Source organism: Nocardia sp. NPDC050712 (assembly GCF_040654295.1).
Classification (GTDB): domain Bacteria; phylum Actinomycetota; class Actinomycetes; order Mycobacteriales; family Mycobacteriaceae; genus Nocardia.
On the sequence record NZ_JBFAHT010000001.1, the window covers coordinates 1,054,884 to 1,072,709 of the forward strand.

Below are 17,826 nucleotides of genomic sequence, written 5' to 3' on the forward strand. Positions count from 1 at the left end.
CCTCTTGTGAGTTCCGGATACAATCGGGTCGGGCGACCCGCTTTCGGACCATACGGGCGGCCCGCCCCGCTCCACCAGCCTCGAATCCGGAAGGCCGTAACGAAATGCCCACTCCGCCTACCGCTCTCGCCCCCGTTTCGCGCACCGACGCGCGCCGCAACCGGGCCCTGGTGCTGGCCGCCGCGCAGCAGGCCTTCGCCGAGCACGGCATGTCGGTGTCCCTGGCCGAGATCGCCCGCCGCGCCGGAGTCGGCGCGGGCACCGTCTACCGGCATTTCCCGACGAAATCCGATCTGCTGGAAGCGGTTATGCAGCAGCGGATCGACCGGCTGGCGCGCGTCGCCGCCGAGCATCTGCGCGCGCCGGATCCGGGCGTCGCCTTCTTCGCCGTGTGCACCGAGGTGATCGCGTCCACCCCCGGTAACCAGGCCCTGTGCGACATAGTGCAATCCGGTGACGGCTGGCCGCGCGCGCTGTTGCAGAGTGCGGGCGCCCGCTTTCACCGCGCGATGGAGGCGCTGCTGGTCAGTGCGCAGCAGCAGGGTGCGGTGCGCGCCGACATCACCCTGGCCGATGTGCTGGACATCTTCACCGGATGCGTTGCCATCCAACGACATCAGCTCCCGGATCGCAGCCTGGTCCGCGGCGCCGCGCTGGTGCTCGACGCGCTGCGCCCGAACGCCGCGCTCCCCGCCGTAACGAAACCCGGTCCAGCGCCGAACTCGCGGAACGAAACCCCGGCACGTAACGAAACCGACGGCACTCCGCGCTGCCCGATCTGCGCCACCGCGCTGCGCCGGCCGCCGACCGGCCGCCCCGCCCGCTACTGTTCCGCCGCGTGCCGGCAGAAGGCGCATCGCCGCCGGCAGGGCTAGCCGGTGCGGGTGGGTAGCGGCTGATTTACAGCAGGTCGCTCACGTCGTTGGGGACGTCGACCGCGTATTTGCGCAAAATATCCATGGAGATGACCTCCAGGGCGTTCTCGTGTGTGGCGGCCAGCACAACCGGTGCGGCGACGCCGTCCTCGTGGGCATGCAGCCAGCGCACGGCAACCACGCACCATCTATCGCCGGGTTGCAGGCCGGGGAAGTTGTTGTCCGGACGGGGGGTGGACAGGTCGTTGCCGATAGAGGCCTGATGCTCCAGGAACTCGGCCGTGACTACGGTGCACACGGTGTGGCTACCGAGATCCTCCGGGCCGGTGCTGCAGCAGCCATCGCGGTAGAAGCCGGTCACAGGATCGGCGCCGCACTCTTCCAGCGGCCCCCCAAGCACGTTTCGGTCGGTCACGCTGCCGATCCTATTGTCAGTTCGCGAGAAGTTCCGCAGGACAAGAAATCTCGTGGTCTGTGTCAGGTGCACAAATGCCTTCTGCCTGCGACACCAGTCGCGGGTGCCGGACTCGTCCGGTTGTGCCTAGTCGGCGGCGTGTCGGTGTTCTGCAAGGATGGGGCCCGTGAGTGAGCGAAGCGAGCGAACCATGTGCCGGCGTGCGGAGCGCATGCCGGAGCCGAGCGCCAGCGAGGCGGACGCATGAGTTCCGAAGCCTGGATCCTGATCGCCGCGGTTGCCGCGTTGCTGCTGGTCGTGCTGGTCGCCGGAACTGTCCGGTACCGCCGACGGCGGGTGACGCTGGCGCCGCCGACCCCGGACAAGGAGGTGACCGACCGGTCCGGTGGTTATTCGGCCCAGGGCGGGTTCAGCTTCAGTCAGGGCGGTGGCGATACCGCGACCCTCGAACCCGTCCCGCTGGAGCGCACCGACGACGAGGGTCAGCCGCACGTCGGCGACGACGCGGCGATCCCGCGCGACGCCCCGAAACGCGGCATCACCAACGTCGCGCTGCCGGACGGCGATGTCGCCGAGACCGTCGAGCCGGTCGAAACCGTCGAAATTGTCGAGGAAGCCCCGGCCCCCGAGATCACCCTCGACGAGATCGAGCCGACCGAGGGCCGGCTGTTCCGCCTGCGCGGTCGCCTGTCCCGCTCCCAGAACGCGGTCGGCAAGAGCCTGCTCGGCCTGCTCGGCGGCGGCGACCTGGACGAGGACTCCTGGGAGGAGATCGAGGACACCCTGGTCCTGGCCGACCTCGGCACCGCCAGTACCGCGGCCGTGGTGAGCCGGCTGCGCGAGGAGATTGCCGCCAACAGCGTGCGCACGCCGGAGGAGGCCCGTGCCGTCCTGCGCAAGGTGCTGATCGAAGCGCTGCGCCCGGAGCTGGACCGCTCGGTCCGCGCGCTGCCGCACGAAGATCATCCGGCGGTGTTGCTGGTCGTCGGCGTCAACGGCACCGGAAAGACCACCACAACCGGAAAACTCGCCCGCGTCCTGGTTGCCGACGGCCGCCGGGTGCTGCTCGGCGCGGCCGACACCTTCCGTGCCGCCGCCGCCGACCAGTTGCAGACCTGGGGTGAGCGGGTCGGCGCCGAGACCGTGCGCGGCAAGGAGGCGGCCGACCCGGCCGCCGTCGCCTTCGACGCGGTCAGCGCGGGCATCGACCACGGCGTGGACGTGGTGCTCGTCGACACCGCGGGCCGCCTGCACACCAAGACCGGCCTGATGGACGAGCTCGGCAAGGTCAAGCGCGTCATCGAGAAGAAGGCCGAGGTGGACGAGGTGCTGCTGGTGCTCGACGCCACCGTCGGCCAGAACGGCCTGATGCAGGCCCGGGTCTTCGCCGAGGTGGTCGACATCACCGGTGTGGTGCTCACCAAGCTGGATGGAACGGCCAAGGGCGGCATCGTCTTCCAGGTGCAGCACGAACTCGGCGTCCCGGTGAAGCTGGTCGGGCTCGGCGAGGGCGCGGATGATCTCGCCCCGTTCGAGCCGGGCGCGTTCGTCGACGCGCTGCTGGGCTGACACGTCAACTGAGGGCCGGGTGGAGCTACTCCGCCCGGCCGTTGTCGTATTTACCGAGCGTTTGCCGCCTGCCAAGCCTCACACCAGCACTTTTGTTCACAGTCGGCGCCATGAAACCTAGCCGCAACACAACTGGCTCATCCGTTCACGCACGCGAAACCTCGCGGCACGCCAGACGAAACACCGAGTGAGGAACCTTTCTGTTCAGGTCCATATCGCCGTAAGTCGGCTGGGCCCGAGATGAGGAGGACTTCAAGGTGGCATTTCCCGTAATCGGCGCGCCGGACGCCGGCGATACCGCATGGATGCTGACGAGCTCAGCACTCGTGCTGTTGATGACACCCGGACTCGCGTTCTTCTACGGCGGCATGGTCCGCAGTAAGAACGTGCTGAACATGATCATGATGAGTATCAGTGCCATGGGCCTGATCACCATCCTGTGGTCGCTCTACGGTTTCTCGATAGCTTTCGGCGAGGACAAGGGCAACCTGATCGGCGACCCGGGGCAGTACTTCGGGCTCAAGGGCGTATTCGGTGGTGACTACCTGGCTTCCACCGATCCCGCCGCGCCGGCCGCGATCCCGCTCAACGGCACCGTTCCGCTGTCGGTCTTCGTCGCCTTCCAGCTAATGTTCGCGATCATCACGGTCGCACTCATCTCGGGCGCGGTCGCCGACCGCCTCAAGTTCGGCTCCTGGCTCGTGTTCGCGGGCATCTGGGCCACCGTCGTCTACTTCCCGGTCGCGCACTGGGTCTTCGCCTTCGACGGCTACACCGGTGAAGAGGGCGGCTGGATCGCCAACAACCTCAAGGCCGTCGACTTCGCCGGTGGCACCGCGGTGCACATCAACGCCGGCGTCGCGGGCCTGGTGCTCGCGGTCATCCTCGGCAAGCGCAAGGGCTGGCCCAAGACTCCGTTCCGGCCGCACAACCTCACCTTCGTGATGCTCGGCGCCGGTCTGCTGTGGTTCGGCTGGTACGGCTTCAACGCCGGCTCCGCGGTCGGCTCCAACGGCATCGCGGGTGCGACCTTCCTCACCACCACCATCGCCACCGCCGCCGCCATGCTCGCCTGGTTGCTGGTGGAGAAGCTGCGTGACGGTCACCCCACCTCCCTCGGCGCGGCCTCGGGCATCGTGGCCGGTCTGGTCGCCATCACCCCGGCCTGTTCCTCGGTGAACGTGGTGGGCGCCATCGCCATCGGCGTGGCCGCCGGCGCCCTGTGCGCCCTCGCGGTCGGCCTGAAGTTCAAGTTCGGCTTCGACGATTCGCTCGACGTGGTCGGCGTGCACCTGGTCGGCGGTCTGGTCGGCACCCTGATGATCGGCCTGGTCGCGACCGAGGAAGCACCGGCGGCGGTCAAGGGCTTGTTCTACGGTGGTGGCATCGAGCAGTTGAAGCTGCAGGCCGTCGGAGCGTTCGCCGTCCTCGCGTACTCGCTGGTCGCGACCGCTGTGATCGCGCTCATCATCAAGTTCACAATTGGTCTGCGGGCCAGCGAGGAAAGCGAGTCGGCGGGCCTGGACGAGTCCGAGCACGCGGAAACCGCATACGATTTCGCTGCTGTGGGTGGCACGGCACGCTCGGCCAGCTCGGTTCCGAGCTCGCTCGTCAAGGAGGCATGACGAACATGAAGTTGATCACCGCAATCGTCAAACCGTTCACTCTCGAGGACGTCAAGTCCGGGCTCGAGCAGGCGGGCGTGCTCGGCATGACCGTCAGCGAGGTACAGGGTTACGGGCGGCAGAAGGGCCACACCGAGGTCTACCGCGGCGCCGAATACTCGGTCGACTTCGTGCCCAAGGTCCGCGTGGAGGTCGTCGTGGACGACGCCTCGGTGGACAAGGTCGTCGAGGTGATCGTCGAAGCGTCGCGCACCGGCAAGATCGGTGACGGCAAGGTCTGGATCACCCCGGTCGAGTCGATCATCCGGGTCCGGACCGGCGAACGCGGTACCGACGCTCTGTAAAGCCAGAACGACAATCGAGCGGCGGCCTCGCTCCTACCGGATCATTCCCGGTAAGGGGCGGGGCCGCCCGCATTGGGCCGTGAATCGGACACAGGTGGTGGGTTGTGGGTCAGTCGAATGGAGCGGCCGAGTTGGTCGCGGCACGGAAGCAACTGCTCGACGGGGGAGCACCCCGGAATCCGCGCTTGGACTCCGAGGCCGTGCGCGCGGCGCTGGTCGATCTCTATGAACTGTGGCTGACCACCAAGGGCGCCGAACTCGGCATCACCGCCGACAGCGGCCTGGCCGTGGTGGCCGTCGGCGGCCTCGGCCGCCGCGAGATGCTGCCGTACTCGGATCTGGATCTGGTGCTGCTGCACGACGACGTCGACCCGGCCCGGGTGGCCGAGGTCGCCGACCAGCTCTGGTATCCGCTCTGGGACGCCCACATCAAGCTCGACCACAGCGTGCGGACCGTGGCCCAGGCGCTGCGGGTGGCCGCCGACGACCTGATCGCGGCCATGGGCATGCTCGAGGCCCGGCACATCGTCGGTGACGCGGATTTGAGCAATCTGCTGATCGGCGGGGTGCGCCGGGAGTGGCGCAGCGGGATCCGCGGTCGCTTCGACGACATCATCGCCCAGGCCGAGGCCCGCTGGCAGCGCAGCGGTGAGATCGCGCACCGCGCCGAACCCGATCTGAAGAACGGGCGCGGCGGGCTGCGGGACATCCAGTTGCTCGACGCGCTGGCTATCGCCCAGTTGACCGATGCCATGCCGGGGCTCGGTCCGGACGTGCCGGGTGGCGGCCTGAAAACCGCCCATCGTCGATTGCTGGATGTTCGCACCGAGTTGCATCGGGTGGCGGGCCGGGCGCGCGATCAGCTCCGGGCCCAGGATGCCGACGAGATCGGCGGTGCGCTGCGCATCGGCGATCGCTTCGACCTCGCCCGCACCCTGAGCGATTCGGCCCGGACGGTGAGCTACTCGGTCGATGTCGGCCTGCGCACCGCCGCCAACGCGCTGCCGCGCCGCGGCCTGGCCCGCCTGCGCCGGATGCCGGTGCGTCGACCACTCGATGAGGGGGTGGTCGAACACGCCGGCGAGGTGGTGCTCGCCCGGGACGCGCGGCCGCAGCGCGATCCCGGGCTGATCCTGCGGGTCGCCGCGGCCTCGGCGCAGACCGGGCTGCCGATGTCGGCGACCACGCTGAATCGGCTCTCCGAGGACGCGCCGGAGCTGCGCGAGCCGTGGCCCAAGGACGCGTTGAACGATCTGCTCGTGCTGCTGGGCTCGGGGCGCGGCATCATCGACGCGATCGAGGCGCTGGACCGCACCGGGCTGTGGGGCCGGCTGCTGCCGGAATGGGGCGCGGTGCGCGATCTGCCGCCCCGCGACGCCATGCACACCTGGACCGTCGACCGGCACCTGATGGAAACCGTCGCCTACGCAAGCGCTTTGAGCACCCGGGTCGCCCGCCCGGATCTGCTCGCCCTGGGCGCGCTGCTGCACGACATCGGCAAGGGCCGGGCCGGGGACCACAGCGTGGTCGGCGCGGAACTGGCCACCCACATCGGCCGCCGGCTGGGGCTGTGGCCGCAGGACGTGCGGACCCTGTCCGCGATGGTGCGCCACCATCTGCTGCTGCCCGAGACCGCCACCCGCCGCGACCTCGCCGACCCCGACACCGTGCAGTTCGTCGTCGACGCCCTCGACGGCGACAGTCAGCTGCTCGAATTGCTGCACGCGCTGGCCGAAGCGGATTCGCTGGCCACCGGCCCCGGCGTCTGGGGCGACTGGAAGGCCTCGCTGATCGGTGATCTGGTCCGGCGCTGCCGCCTGGTGCTGACCGGTGAGGCGCTGCCGACGCCGGAACCGATCGCCCCGGAACTGCTCGCCAAGGCCGAGGCGGGTGGCGTGCACGTCGACCTGCGGCCCGCCGAGGGCAAATACACCTACACCGTCACCGTCATCGCGCCGGACAGTCCGGGGCTGCTCTCGGATTCGGCCGGCGTGCTGGCCCTGCATTCGCTGCGGGTGCTGGCGGCCTCGGTCGGCAGCGCGGGGGAGTCGGCGATCAACACCTTCGTGGTCTCGCCGAAGTTCGGCAACCCGCCGGAACCGGGTTTGCTGCGCCAGGAACTCATCCGCGCCATCGCGGGCGCGCTCGATCTGCCCGCGCTGCTGGCCAAGCGGGAACGCGACGCCGGGATCCTGCCGAGTCCGTTCGCGCAGGCCGCGCCGCGCCTGATCTGGTCGCCCACCAGCGCGCCCGGGCAGTGGCTGCTGGAACTGCGGGCCGAGGACCGGATCGGCCTGCTCACCCGCCTGGCCGCGGCGTTCTCGGCCTGCGCGGCCAACGTGCGCTGGGCGAAGGTGGTGACGATGGGTTCGTCCGTGGTCGACGCGTTCTGCCTGGACCTCGGCGCCGACGACGGTCCGGCCCGCCGCGAAGCCATCGAAAAGGCTGTCATGGAAGTGGTCCCGCGCCCCGCGCCGAAGAAGCCCGAAGAGACGACGGCCACATAAGCTCGAATCGCGCTATCAAACCGTTGCACGCTATTTGCTGGAACCCATGGTCGGCAGCCTGTTCAGCGCCTTAGTATCAGAGCGTCCGGCTATCGCGAGCACGAGGGGAGCAGGTCGGTGGCAATAGAAGTCGTGTCGGCGTCGATGATGACGAGCAACGAGACAACGCACATGGCGCGCTGTGTCGGCGGTGACCGCTGGGTCGTCTCCTGGCTACCCGGCCGGACCCTCACCGGGCAGCAGGCCGTCACCGCCATGACCATCGCCGTGACCGCCGCCTGCACCGACGCCCCCACCGACACCGAGTACGCCCTGCTCGACGATCTGGCCCTGGAACTCGGGCTCACCGGCCGCGAGGCGCTGTTCATGGTGGGCGCCGAAAACCACGATTACCGCAAGACGGTCAAGCCGCGCCGCCGCGCTCTCGGCTGACCCTCGGCCGGTAGATCAAGGCCCCGCCCGCGCGTTTCCAGCGGGCGGGGCCTTCTCCTGCCCGCTCCCCGTGCACGATCACCGGCATTCTCCGATTACGCTTGGGAAAGTAAGAGAGACGTCCCTCGAGATTCAGGAGCGCGATCGGTGTTCGAATCACTGTCCGACCGGCTAACCGGTGCCCTCAAGGATCTGCGCGGTAAGGGGCGTCTGTCACCGGCCGACATCGACGCCACCTGTCGCGAGATCCGGCTGGCCCTGCTCGAAGCCGACGTCGCGCTGCCCGTCGTGCGCGGATTCATCGCCAAGATCAAGGAGCGCGCCAAGGGCGCGGAGGTCTCGGTGGCGCTGAATCCGGCGCAGCAGGTCGTCAAGATCGTCAACGAGGAGCTCGTCGCCATCCTCGGCGGTGAGACCCGCCGCATCACCTTCGCCAAGACCCCGCCGACGGTGGTCATGCTGGCCGGTCTGCAGGGTTCGGGTAAGACCACCCTGGCCGGCAAGCTGGCGAAATGGCTGAAGGGCCAGGGCCATACGCCGCTGCTGGTGGCCTGTGATCTCCAGCGCCCCGGCGCTGTCACCCAGCTGCAGGTGGTCGGCGAGCGGGCCGGCGTTGCCGTGTTCGCCCCGCATCCCGGCACCTCCATCGGTGGCGGCGACAACCCGCTCGGCATCACCGCCGCCGACCCGGTCGAGGTCGCGCGCGCCGGTGTCGCGGAGGCCCGGACCAAGCAGTACGACATCGTCATCGTCGACACCGCCGGCCGCCTGGGCATCGACGCCGAACTGATGGCGCAGGCCGCCGGCATCCGCGATGCCGTGCAGCCCGACGAGACCCTGTTCGTGCTCGACGCCATGATCGGCCAGGACGCGGTGCACACCGCCGAGTCCTTCCGCGACGGCGTCGGTTTCACCGGTGTCGTGCTCACCAAGCTCGACGGCGACGCCCGCGGTGGCGCGGCGCTGTCGGTGCGCGAGATCACCGGCGCGCCGATCATGTTCGCCTCCTCCGGCGAGAAGCTGGAGGACTTCGACGTCTTCCATCCCGACCGGATGGCCTCGCGCATCCTGGGCATGGGTGACGTGCTCTCGCTCATCGAGCAGGCCGAGCAGGTCTACGACGCCGGGCAGGCCGAGGAAGCGGCCCGCAAGATCGGCAGCGGCGAGCTCACCCTCGAGGACTTTCTCGATCAGATGCTGGCCATCCGCAAGATGGGCCCGATCGGCAACCTGCTCGGCATGCTGCCGGGCGCGGGCCAGATGAAAGACGTGCTCGCCCAGGTCGACGACAAGCAGCTCGACCGCGTGCAGGCCATCATCCGCGGCATGACCAAGGCCGAGCGGGACAACCCGAAGATCATCAACGCCTCGCGCCGCCTGCGCATCGCCAACGGCTCCGGCGTCCAGGTCTCCGAGGTCAATCAGCTCGTCGATCGCTTTTTCGAGGCGAAGAAGATGATGACCGCGATGGGCCGCCAGATGGGCCTGCCCGGCGGTAATCGCCGCAACAACAAAAAGGGCGGCAAGAAGGGCAAGAAGGGCGGGCGCGGCCCGACCCAGCCCAAGATGCGCGGTGGTTTCCCGGGAATGCCGGGCTTGCCGGGCGGAATGCCCGCCGGGATGCCCGACATCTCCGACATGCCGCCCGGCTTGGATCAATTGCCGCCGGGGCTCGAGGGCTTCGACCTGTCGAAGCTGAAGTTCCCCAAGAAGTAGTCACCCGCGCGCCCGGCCCATCGGCCGGGCGCGCGTCAGTGGCGCAGCAGGTCGCCGGCGCCGAAGGGTCGCAACCAGATCTGGGCCAGGCCGCACGGGCAGCGGGTGTAGCGGACGGTGCCCTCGGAGGTGCGGTGGCAGGACACCGAGGGGTCCGGGCGTTCGACCGCGCGGCCGCAGCGGCGGCACAGGGAGCGGGATTCGTCGAAGGGGCGCTGCGCTGGAGGTGTCATGACTGAAGTATTCGACGCGGGGATGTGCGAATCCATCAAAAGATTCCGCACTGAATCATGTTGAATAGACACATGATCGACCCGAGGTTGCAGACCTTGCGGATGCTGCGTGAACACGGCACCGTCACCGCCGCGGCCACGGCACTGCATCTCACGCCCTCGACGGTCTCCCAGCAATTGCGGCAGCTCGCGCACGATCTGGAGGTCGTGCTGCTGGAACAGGTCGGCCGCCGGGTGCAGTTGACCGCCGCCGCGCACACCCTGCTGCGGCACGCGGACGAGTTGTTCGCCGGGGCCGAGCGCGCCCGGGCCGACCTGGCCGCGCACCGTGACGACCTGGCGGGCGTGCTGCGGATCAGCGCGTTGCCGACCGCGATGGTGGCCCTGGTCGCGCCCGCGGCGGCGCGGCTGCGCACCCGGCATCCACGGCTGGGCTTGGAGATCACCGAGGACGAAAGCCGGCACTGCTTCGACCTGTTGCTCTCCGGGGATACCGACCTCGGCGTCGTCATCCCCGCCGCGGACAGCCCGTCCCCGGCCGATCCGCGCTTCGAACAGCACCCCCTCCTCGACGAACCGCAGGACCTGCTGGTGCCGGTCGATCACCGGCTGGCCGGGCGGGTGAGCATCGAGCTCGCCGAGGCCGCCGCCGAGGACTGGATCGGCGCCCCGGACCGCGTCGCACACTGCCAGCTCCAGTCGAGCGCTTGCGCCGCAGCCGGTTTCACGCCGCGCGTCCTGCATCGCGGCATCGACTGGATCGGTATCTCGTCCCTGGTAACCCAGGGTTTCGGCGTCAGCCTGGTCCCGCGCCTGGCCTACTTGCCCGCCGAGCACGAGGTCGTCCGGGTCCGGCTGCACGGCCCCTCGGCCCCGAGTCGCCGCCACGTCGCCTTCGTGCGCCGCGGCAGCAGCGCGCACCCCGCGATCGCGGCCGGATTGGCCGCGATCCGCGCGATCTGCCACGAGCGCACCGACATCACCGTGCTGGCCCCGGTGCTCTGACAGGGTTCGAGTGCCGACGCCGACCGAAGGCGGGCGCGGCGCGGTAGTTTGGATGCTGCCGACGACGTCCAGGAGGTAGCTGTGCATCTGCGTGGTGTGGTTCTCCCTGATGACGAGGTGCGTGACCTGTGGGTACGCGACGGGGTGGTGTCCTTCGAGCCGGTGCCCGGCGCGGAAACCCTGTGTGCCGCAGGCTGGATCGTGCCCGGCCTGGTGGACGCGCACTGCCACGTCGGGATCCGCTACGGCGGGGGCGACGAGGATCGGGACGGCGCGATCGCGCAGGCCGAGACCGAACGCGACGTCGGCGCGCTGCTGCTGCGTGACGCCGGGTCGCCGATCGATACGCGGTTCATCGACGACCACGCGGAACTGCCGAAGATCATCCGGGCGGGCCGGCACATCGCCCGGCCCAAGCGCTACATCCGGGAACTCGGCATCGAGCTCGACGACGAACGCGATCTGCCCGAAATCGTCGCCGAGCAGGCACGTTTCGGCGACGGCTGGGTCAAGATCGTCGGGGACTGGATCGACCGCTCGGTCGGTGACCTGCGCCCGTTGTGGAGCGACGCGATCCTCGAAGAGGCCATCGACGCCGCGCACGCCAACGGGGCCCGGGTCACCGCGCACGTCTTCGGCGAGGACGCGCTGCCCGGCCTGATCAACGCGGGGATCGACTGTCTCGAGCACGGCACCGGCCTGACCGACGACACCGTCGAACTGATGGTCCGGCACGGCACGGCGCTGGTCCCGACACTGATCAATATCGACACCTTCCCCGAGATCGCCGACGGTGCGGGCAAGTTCCCCACCTACGCCGCGCACATGCGGGACCTGCATCGCCGGGTCCGCGATACGGTCGGCAACGCGCACGACGCGGGCGTCCCGATCTACGCCGGTACCGACGCGGGCGGATCCATTCGCCATGGTCGCATCGCCGACGAGATCACCGCGCTGGCCGGTGCTGGTCTGTCCGCGCACGACGCCCTGGGCGCGGCCTCCTGGAACGCCCGGGCCTGGCTCGGGCGGCCGTCGATCGAACACGGCGTGCCCGCCGATTTCGTTGTCTATGAGGAGGATCCGCGTATCAACCCCGCAATGCTCGCCGAACCCCGCTGGGTCGTCCTGCGGGGCCGGGTTGTCAAATCTCCGAATCCCGTCACCGGCCACCGCTGACCGATCGACCGCCGCGCCGCATCCGCACGCTCTGGTGGACCCGGCTCGAATTCGGCAGCCCGGCGCTGCCCCCGCGAGCGCGAGTACCGTCGATGTGGTGACCATTCGCCTCGGTTATCAGATGCCCAACTTCAGCTATGGGCAGCCGGTTCGTGACTTGTTCCCGACTGTGCTGGCACAGACCAGGGAAGCCGAAGCCGCGGGCTTCGACACCGTCTTCGTGATGGACCACTTCTATCAGCTCCCGGGCATCGGCACACCCGACGATCCGATGCTGGAGAGCTACACCACCCTCGGTGGCCTGGCCGCCGCCACGGAGCGAATCCAGTTGTCGGCGTTGGTCACCGGCAACACCTATCGCAATCCGGCGCTGCTCGCCAAGACCGTCACCACCCTGGATGTGGTGAGCGGCGGCCGCGCGGTGCTCGGCATCGGCGCGGGCTGGTTCGAGCTGGAGCACCAGTCCTACGGTTTCGAGTTCGGCACCTTCACCGACCGTTTCCACCGGCTCGACGAGGCCCTGCAGATCATCCACCCGATGCTGCGCGGCAAGCACTCCACCTTCACCGGCGAGTGGTACCACACCGACGACGCGATGAACGAGCCCCGCATCCGCGACGACCTGCCGATCCTGCTCGGCGGTGGCGGCGAGAAGAAGACCTTCGCCCTCGCGGCCCGCTACGCCGACCACCTCAACATCATCTGCAACGCCTCCGAACTGCCCCGCAAGATGGACGCGCTGCACCAGCGCTGCGCCGAGATCGGCCGCAACCCGAAGACGCTGGACGTCAGCTTCCTGGCCTTCCTGATCATCGACGAGAACGGCGACCGCGCCCGCGAACAACAGCAGGACATGTTCAGCGCCAACGGCGTCGACCTGTCCGCCCTCTCCGCGGAACAGCGCCGCCAAACCCCCGCCGACCGCCAGTTCGCCGGCGCCCCCGACGAGATCGTCGAACAACTGCAAACCCGCGTCTTCGCCCACGGCGTCAACGGCCTGATCGTCAACATGGTCACCAACGGCCACGAACCCGGCGCCGTAGCCCTCGCCGGCCGCACCCTCACACCCCTGGTGAGCTGAGTTCTACTGCCGCAGCGGTGTGAAAACCGCTGCGGCAGAGCCAGTTTCGCAGCACCGGTGAATTCTGTCCGGTTGGACCGTCGGTATCGGTAGACGTGTTTCCCACGAAAGGACCGAATCATGCGGGATCTGGTGGTTACCGAGAACATCACGGTCGATGGGGTGATCGATGCGACGGCGGGGTGGTTCACCGTCGGTAACGACGCCGCCGTCGACGACTCCGACATCACGGCCGAGCTGGCGGCGCATACGGCCGACTGCGACGCGGTGCTGTTCGGGCGGCGGACGTTCGAGGACATGCGCGGGTACTGGCCCGAACAGCAGGACGATCAGACCGGTATCACCGATGATCTGAACCAGATCGCCAAGTACGTGGTGTCGCGCACGATGGACGATCCGGGGTGGCAGAACTCCTTCGTCCTGCGCGATCTGGACGCGGTGCGGGCGCTCAAGCGGCAGCCGGGCAAGGACATCGTCAGTACCGGAAGCATCTCGCTGGTCCACGATCTGATCCGGGCCGGCCTGGTCGACGAGTACCGGCTGTTCGTCTACCCGGTCGTGCTCGGGCGCGGCGCCCGCCTGTTCGCGGACGGGTTCGAGGCGCCCAAGCTGCGGCTGGTCGAGACCAAGACGTTCCGGTCGGGCGTCGTACTGCTGCGCTACCGACCGGCGTAGCCCACTAGTTCAGGGCGTTGAGCAGGCCGCGCACCACGCCGCCGAGGACCCGGAACACCCAGGGCAGGGCCTCGCCCGCGACGAGCACGGCGTCGGCGGCGTTGCTGTCGAGTCCGGAGCCACCCCTGCGGCGGCGCTGTCGGCTACGGCGAAATATGCTCATGCCTAGTTATAGGGCTGTCGGCCGGCACCATTTCCCTGCGGGCATTGTTGTGGCGCAGATCACAATGTGGCCAGCTCTCGCCAGGTCAGCGACCGATTTCCGGCTCGGCAAACCCATCTGGCAGAATGAATCCTCGTCCTTCCATGGACAAGTGTCAGCCCGTCTCCGGTTACGTACCGCGCGGCGGTCACACACTCCAAGCGTGAAACCGGGCTCGCAGACCGTGCGGGTCGCTGAATTACGCCGTGACCAACTACTGAAAGAGGCAGATCAGCCATGGCTGTGAAGATCAAGCTGACCCGCATGGGCAAGATCCGTAACCCGCAGTACCGCGTCGTCGTCGCCGACGCGCGCACCCGTCGTGACGGCCGGGCCATCGAGTCCATCGGCAAGTACCACCCGAAGGAAGAGCCCTCCTTCATCGAGATCGATTCCGAGCGCGCGCAGTACTGGCTGGGCGTCGGCGCGCAGCCGACCGAGTCGGTGCAGCGTCTGCTGGAGATCACCGGCGACTGGCAGAAGTTCAAGGGCCTGCCGGGCACCGAGGGCACCCTGAAGGTGAAGGCCCCGAAGGCGTCCAAGCTGGACCTGTTCAACGCCGCTCTGGCCGCCGCCGACAACGAGCCGCGCGGCGAGGCCACCACCGCCAAGAAGAAGAAGGCCAAGGAGACCGAAGCCGCCGCTGAGGCCCCCGCCGAGACCGAAGCCGCCGAGTAATGTCGGCCGTCGTCGCCGATGCCGTCGAACATCTGGTTCGCGGCATCGTCGCCAACCCGGATGACGTCCGCGTCGAGCTGATCACCGGCCGCCGCGGACGCACCGTCGAGGTGCACGTGCACCCCGAGGATCTGGGCAAGGTCATCGGCCGCGGCGGTCGCACCGCGACCGCGCTGCGGACCCTCGTCGCCGGTATCGGTGGCCGGGGTATCCGTGTCGACGTGGTCGATACCGACGCCTAGATGGAACTCGTCGTAGGACGGGTCGCCAAATCGCACGGTGTGCGTGGCGAACTCGTCGTCGAGATCCGTACCGACGATCCGGATGCCCGGTTCGCCGTCGGCACTACCCTGCGGGGCAAGTTGCCGCGGTCCACACAGGTTCGTGATTTCACCATCGAGTCGGCCCGGGAACACTCGGGCCGGCTTCTGGTGTTCGTCACCGGCGTCTCCGACCGCACCGCCGCCGACGCGCTGCGCGGCACCCTGTTCTTCGTGAACAGCGACGACCTGCCGCCGTCGGAGGATCCGGAGGAGTACTACGACCACGAGCTGGAGGGCCTGACCGTCCAGCTCACCGACGGCACCGTCGTCGGCACGGTCACCGAGGTCCTGCATTCGGCCGCGGGCGAACTGCTGTCGGTGCAGGCGGTCGAGGACAAACGGGAGATCCGGGAGATCCTGATCCCGTTCGTCAACGCCATCGTGCCGACGGTGTCGATCGCGGACCGGCTCGTCGTCATCGATCCGCCCGAGGGTCTCCTCGATCCCGAATGAAAATCGACGTCGTCACGATCTTCCCGGAGTATCTGGAACCGCTGCGGACCGCGTTGCTCGGCAAGGCCATCGACAAGGGCCTGCTCGCCGTGGACGTGCACGACCTGCGGCACTGGACCCATGACGTGCACAAGGCCGTCGACGATTCGCCCTACGGTGGCGGCCCCGGCATGGTCATGAAGCCGACCATCTGGGGCGCCGCCCTGGACGAGGTCTGTCCCGACGACGCCCTGCTCGTCGTCCCGACCCCCGCCGGTGTCCCGTTCACCCAGCGCACCGCCGAGCGCTGGGCCACCGAGGAGCACATCGTCTTCGCCTGCGGCCGTTACGAAGGCATCGATCAGCGTGTGTTCGACGATGCCGCCCGCCGTGTCCGGGTCGAAGAGGTCAGCATCGGCGATTACGTGCTGATCGGCGGCGAGGCCGCGGTGCTGGTGATGACCGAGGCTTTCGTCCGCCTCATTCCCGGCGTGCTGGGCAATCAGCAGTCCCACCAAGAGGATTCGTTCTCCGACGGACTGCTGGAGGGCCCCAGCTACACCCGCCCGGTGTCCTGGCGCGACCTGGACGTCCCGCCGATTCTGCTGTCGGGTGATCACGCCAAGGTCGCCGCGTGGCGGCGCGAGCAATCCTTGCAACGCACCCGCGAACGCCGCCCGGATCTGCTCCCGCCGGACTGAGCGCGGTCCCCGGACCTGCCTACCCTCTTTCAGGGGTGGTGCGGAAACGCTGTGAGTCACATCATGTTGTGGACAGTGCGACCAGTCCGTGGAGGAGATCGAGCCATGCCAGTGCACCCTGGGCTACCCAGCTACGCGTCCGGTGCGTCGCAAGCGCCCCTGCTCGGCGACACCATCGGGGCGAATTTCGATCGGGCCGTCGCGGCGTTTCCGAATCGGGAAGCCCTGGTCGACGTTCCGTCCGGACGGCGCTGGACCTATCGCGAACTCGCCGCCGCCATCGACTCGCTGGCCACCGGCCTGACCGCCCTGGGTATCGACAAGGGTGACCGGGTCGGCATCTGGGCGCCGAACTGCGCGGAGTGGTTCCTGGTGCAGTACGCCACCGCGAAGATCGGCGCGATCCTGGTCAACATCAACCCCGCCTACCGCACCAGTGAACTGGAATACGTGTTGCGACAGGCCGGGGTCCGGCTGCTGATCGCCGCCCCGGAGTTCAAGTCCTCGAACTACGTCTACATGATCGACGAGGTTCGGCCGAAATGCCCGGGGCTGGAACAGATTCTGATTCTCGGCACGGTGGCGTGGGATGTGCTGGTGCGCTACGAGATCGACGCGCCCCGGCTCGCGGAGATCGCGGCGACGCTGTCCATGGACGACCCGATCAACATCCAATACACCTCCGGCACAACCGGTTTCCCCAAGGGCGCCACCCTCAGCCACCACAACATCTTGAACAACGGCTTCTTCGTCGGCGAGCTGTGCGGCTACACCGAGCAGGACCGGATCTGCCTGCCGGTGCCCTTCTATCATTGCTTCGGCATGGTCATGGGCAACCTCGCATCCACCAGTCACGGTGCCGCGGTGGTGATCCCGGCCCCCGCCTTCGACCCGGCGGCCACCTTGCGGGCGGTCGCGGCCGAACGGTGCACCTCCCTCTACGGCGTGCCGACCATGTTCATCGCTCTGCTCGGTGAACTCGACGGCGGTGCGGCGCCGGATCTTTCGAGCCTGCGCACCGGCATCATGGCGGGCTCGCCGTGCCCGGTCGAGGTGATGAAGCGGGTCATCGATCGCCTGGGTATGGCCGAGGTCTGCATCTGCTACGGCATGACCGAGACCTCGCCGGTGTCCACCCAGACCCGCCGCGACGACACCCTGGACCGCCGCACCGCCACCGTCGGCCGGGTGCTGCCGCACCTCGAGGTCAAGATCGTCGATCCCGCAACGGGTTCGACGGTCCCGCGTGGGGAACCCGGCGAACTCTGCACGCGCGGCTACTCGGTCATGCTCGGCTACTGGGAGCAGCCGGACAAGACCGCCGGCGCGATCGACGCGGCCCGCTGGATGCACACCGGCGACATCGGCGTCATGGACGAGGACGGCTACCTCGCGGTCACCGGCCGGATCAAAGACATGGTCATCCGCGGCGGCGAGAACATCTATCCGCGCGAGATCGAGGAGTTCCTCTACACCCACCCGGACATTCTGGACGCTCAGGTGATCGGCGTGCCCGACCCGAAATACGGTGAGGAACTGATGGCTTGGCTCCGGCTGCGCGCGGGCGCGGCGGCGCTGGACGCGGACGCGATCCGGACTTTCTGCGCGGGCAAGCTGGCGCACTTCAAGATTCCGCGCTATGTCCACATCGTGGACGAATTCCCGATGACAGTCACCGGGAAAGTGCGCAAGGCCGAGATGCGTGAAGCGGCGAAGTCGCTGGTCCCGGCCGCCGGGGACGAAGGGTTCACCCAGGGGTAGGCAGCTTGTCGGCTGACGGCGGTAGTGTTGGCGGCCGTGACGACAGCGCCCGAGATCGCCAGTTCAGAGTCGAACA

The 17,826-nt window shown here is 68.5% G+C and carries 19 protein-coding genes; 16 read left to right on the forward strand and 3 right to left on the reverse strand.

Annotation, left to right across the window (positions count from 1 at the left end):
- The first annotated feature begins 104 nt into the window (after positions 1-104).
- Positions 105-875: a helix-turn-helix domain-containing protein gene (locus tag AB0H76_RS05075; RefSeq protein WP_357317567.1), complete on the forward strand. Its 771-nt coding sequence runs from the start codon at positions 105-107 to the stop codon at positions 873-875.
- A gap of 25 nt (positions 876-900) precedes the next feature.
- Here AB0H76_RS05075 and AB0H76_RS05080 read toward each other — a convergent pair whose 3' ends face one another.
- Positions 901-1,290 carry a DUF2237 domain-containing protein gene (locus AB0H76_RS05080; protein ID WP_357317570.1) on the reverse strand — a complete coding sequence of 130 codons (390 nt, stop codon included), beginning with the start codon at positions 1,288-1,290 and terminating at the stop codon, positions 901-903.
- A 243-nt stretch (positions 1,291-1,533) separates the two neighbouring features.
- On the opposite strand from AB0H76_RS05080, the gene ftsY reads away from it, so the two are divergent.
- The 6 genes from ftsY to ffh all read left to right on the forward strand — a co-directional run bounded on the left by ftsY (position 1,534) and on the right by ffh (position 9,483).
- A complete protein-coding gene (gene ftsY / locus AB0H76_RS05085) occupies positions 1,534-2,859 on the forward strand; it encodes a signal recognition particle-docking protein FtsY (RefSeq protein WP_357317573.1) in 1,326 nt (441 codons plus the stop codon).
- A 305-nt stretch (positions 2,860-3,164) separates the two neighbouring features.
- Positions 3,165-4,484 (forward strand): ammonium transporter, encoded by a 1,320-nt coding sequence (locus tag AB0H76_RS05090; RefSeq protein ID WP_357320397.1) that lies wholly within the window; start codon positions 3,165-3,167, stop codon positions 4,482-4,484.
- 5 nt (positions 4,485-4,489) lie between these two features.
- Entirely contained in the window at positions 4,490-4,828 is a 339-nt protein-coding gene (locus AB0H76_RS05095; RefSeq protein WP_357320399.1) for a P-II family nitrogen regulator, read from the forward strand.
- 104 nt (positions 4,829-4,932) lie between these two features.
- On the forward strand, positions 4,933-7,335 hold the full coding sequence (locus AB0H76_RS05100; protein ID WP_357317576.1) for a [protein-PII] uridylyltransferase: 2,403 nt from the start codon (positions 4,933-4,935) through the stop codon (positions 7,333-7,335).
- Between the two features lie 117 nt (positions 7,336-7,452).
- Entirely contained in the window at positions 7,453-7,767 is a 315-nt protein-coding gene (locus AB0H76_RS05105) for a hypothetical protein (RefSeq protein WP_357317578.1), read from the forward strand.
- 147 nt (positions 7,768-7,914) lie between these two features.
- A complete protein-coding gene (ffh, locus tag AB0H76_RS05110; RefSeq protein WP_357317581.1) occupies positions 7,915-9,483 on the forward strand; it encodes a signal recognition particle protein in 1,569 nt (522 codons plus the stop codon).
- Positions 9,484-9,518: 35 nt separating this feature from the next.
- On the opposite strand, the gene AB0H76_RS05115 is transcribed toward ffh, so the two are convergent.
- Positions 9,519-9,716, reverse strand: coding sequence for a hypothetical protein (locus tag AB0H76_RS05115; protein WP_357317583.1), 198 nt, complete (start codon positions 9,714-9,716; stop codon positions 9,519-9,521).
- Between the two features lie 72 nt (positions 9,717-9,788).
- Between AB0H76_RS05115 and AB0H76_RS05120 the strand changes: the two genes are divergently transcribed.
- The 4 genes from AB0H76_RS05120 (at position 9,789) to AB0H76_RS05135 (ending at position 13,653) form a co-directional block, all read left to right on the forward strand.
- Positions 9,789-10,721 (forward strand): LysR family transcriptional regulator, encoded by a 933-nt coding sequence (locus AB0H76_RS05120; protein WP_357317585.1) that lies wholly within the window; start codon positions 9,789-9,791, stop codon positions 10,719-10,721.
- An 81-nt stretch (positions 10,722-10,802) separates the two neighbouring features.
- Positions 10,803-11,897, forward strand: a complete 1,095-nt coding sequence (locus tag AB0H76_RS05125; RefSeq protein WP_357317588.1) for an amidohydrolase family protein — start codon at positions 10,803-10,805, stop codon at positions 11,895-11,897.
- Between the two features lie 97 nt (positions 11,898-11,994).
- Positions 11,995-12,978 carry an LLM class F420-dependent oxidoreductase gene (locus AB0H76_RS05130; RefSeq protein WP_357317590.1) on the forward strand — a complete coding sequence of 328 codons (984 nt, stop codon included), beginning with the start codon at positions 11,995-11,997 and terminating at the stop codon, positions 12,976-12,978.
- A gap of 120 nt (positions 12,979-13,098) precedes the next feature.
- Positions 13,099-13,653: a dihydrofolate reductase family protein gene (locus AB0H76_RS05135; protein ID WP_357317593.1), complete on the forward strand. Its 555-nt coding sequence runs from the start codon at positions 13,099-13,101 to the stop codon at positions 13,651-13,653.
- Positions 13,654-13,657: 4 nt separating this feature from the next.
- Here the strand turns inward: AB0H76_RS05135 and AB0H76_RS05140 are convergent, their stop codons facing one another.
- Positions 13,658-13,816, reverse strand: coding sequence for a hypothetical protein (locus tag AB0H76_RS05140; protein WP_357317595.1), 159 nt, complete (start codon positions 13,814-13,816; stop codon positions 13,658-13,660).
- 276 nt (positions 13,817-14,092) lie between these two features.
- Between AB0H76_RS05140 and rpsP the strand changes: the two genes are divergently transcribed.
- The 5 genes from rpsP to AB0H76_RS05165 all read left to right on the forward strand — a co-directional run bounded on the left by rpsP (position 14,093) and on the right by AB0H76_RS05165 (position 17,750).
- Entirely contained in the window at positions 14,093-14,533 is a 441-nt protein-coding gene (gene rpsP, locus AB0H76_RS05145) for a 30S ribosomal protein S16 (RefSeq protein ID WP_357317597.1), read from the forward strand.
- Positions 14,533-14,775 carry an RNA-binding protein gene (locus AB0H76_RS05150; protein WP_163822793.1) on the forward strand — a complete coding sequence of 81 codons (243 nt, stop codon included), beginning with the start codon at positions 14,533-14,535 and terminating at the stop codon, positions 14,773-14,775. The genes rpsP and AB0H76_RS05150 overlap by 1 nt, the downstream gene beginning before the upstream one ends.
- Positions 14,776-15,309, forward strand: a complete 534-nt coding sequence (gene rimM, locus AB0H76_RS05155; protein ID WP_357317600.1) for a ribosome maturation factor RimM — start codon at positions 14,776-14,778, stop codon at positions 15,307-15,309.
- On the forward strand, positions 15,306-15,989 hold the full coding sequence (gene trmD, locus AB0H76_RS05160) for a tRNA (guanosine(37)-N1)-methyltransferase TrmD (RefSeq protein WP_357317602.1): 684 nt from the start codon (positions 15,306-15,308) through the stop codon (positions 15,987-15,989). The genes rimM and trmD overlap by 4 nt, the downstream gene beginning before the upstream one ends.
- A gap of 105 nt (positions 15,990-16,094) precedes the next feature.
- Positions 16,095-17,750 carry an AMP-binding protein gene (locus tag AB0H76_RS05165; protein ID WP_357317605.1) on the forward strand — a complete coding sequence of 552 codons (1,656 nt, stop codon included), beginning with the start codon at positions 16,095-16,097 and terminating at the stop codon, positions 17,748-17,750.
- The last annotated feature ends 76 nt before the right edge of the window (positions 17,751-17,826 follow it).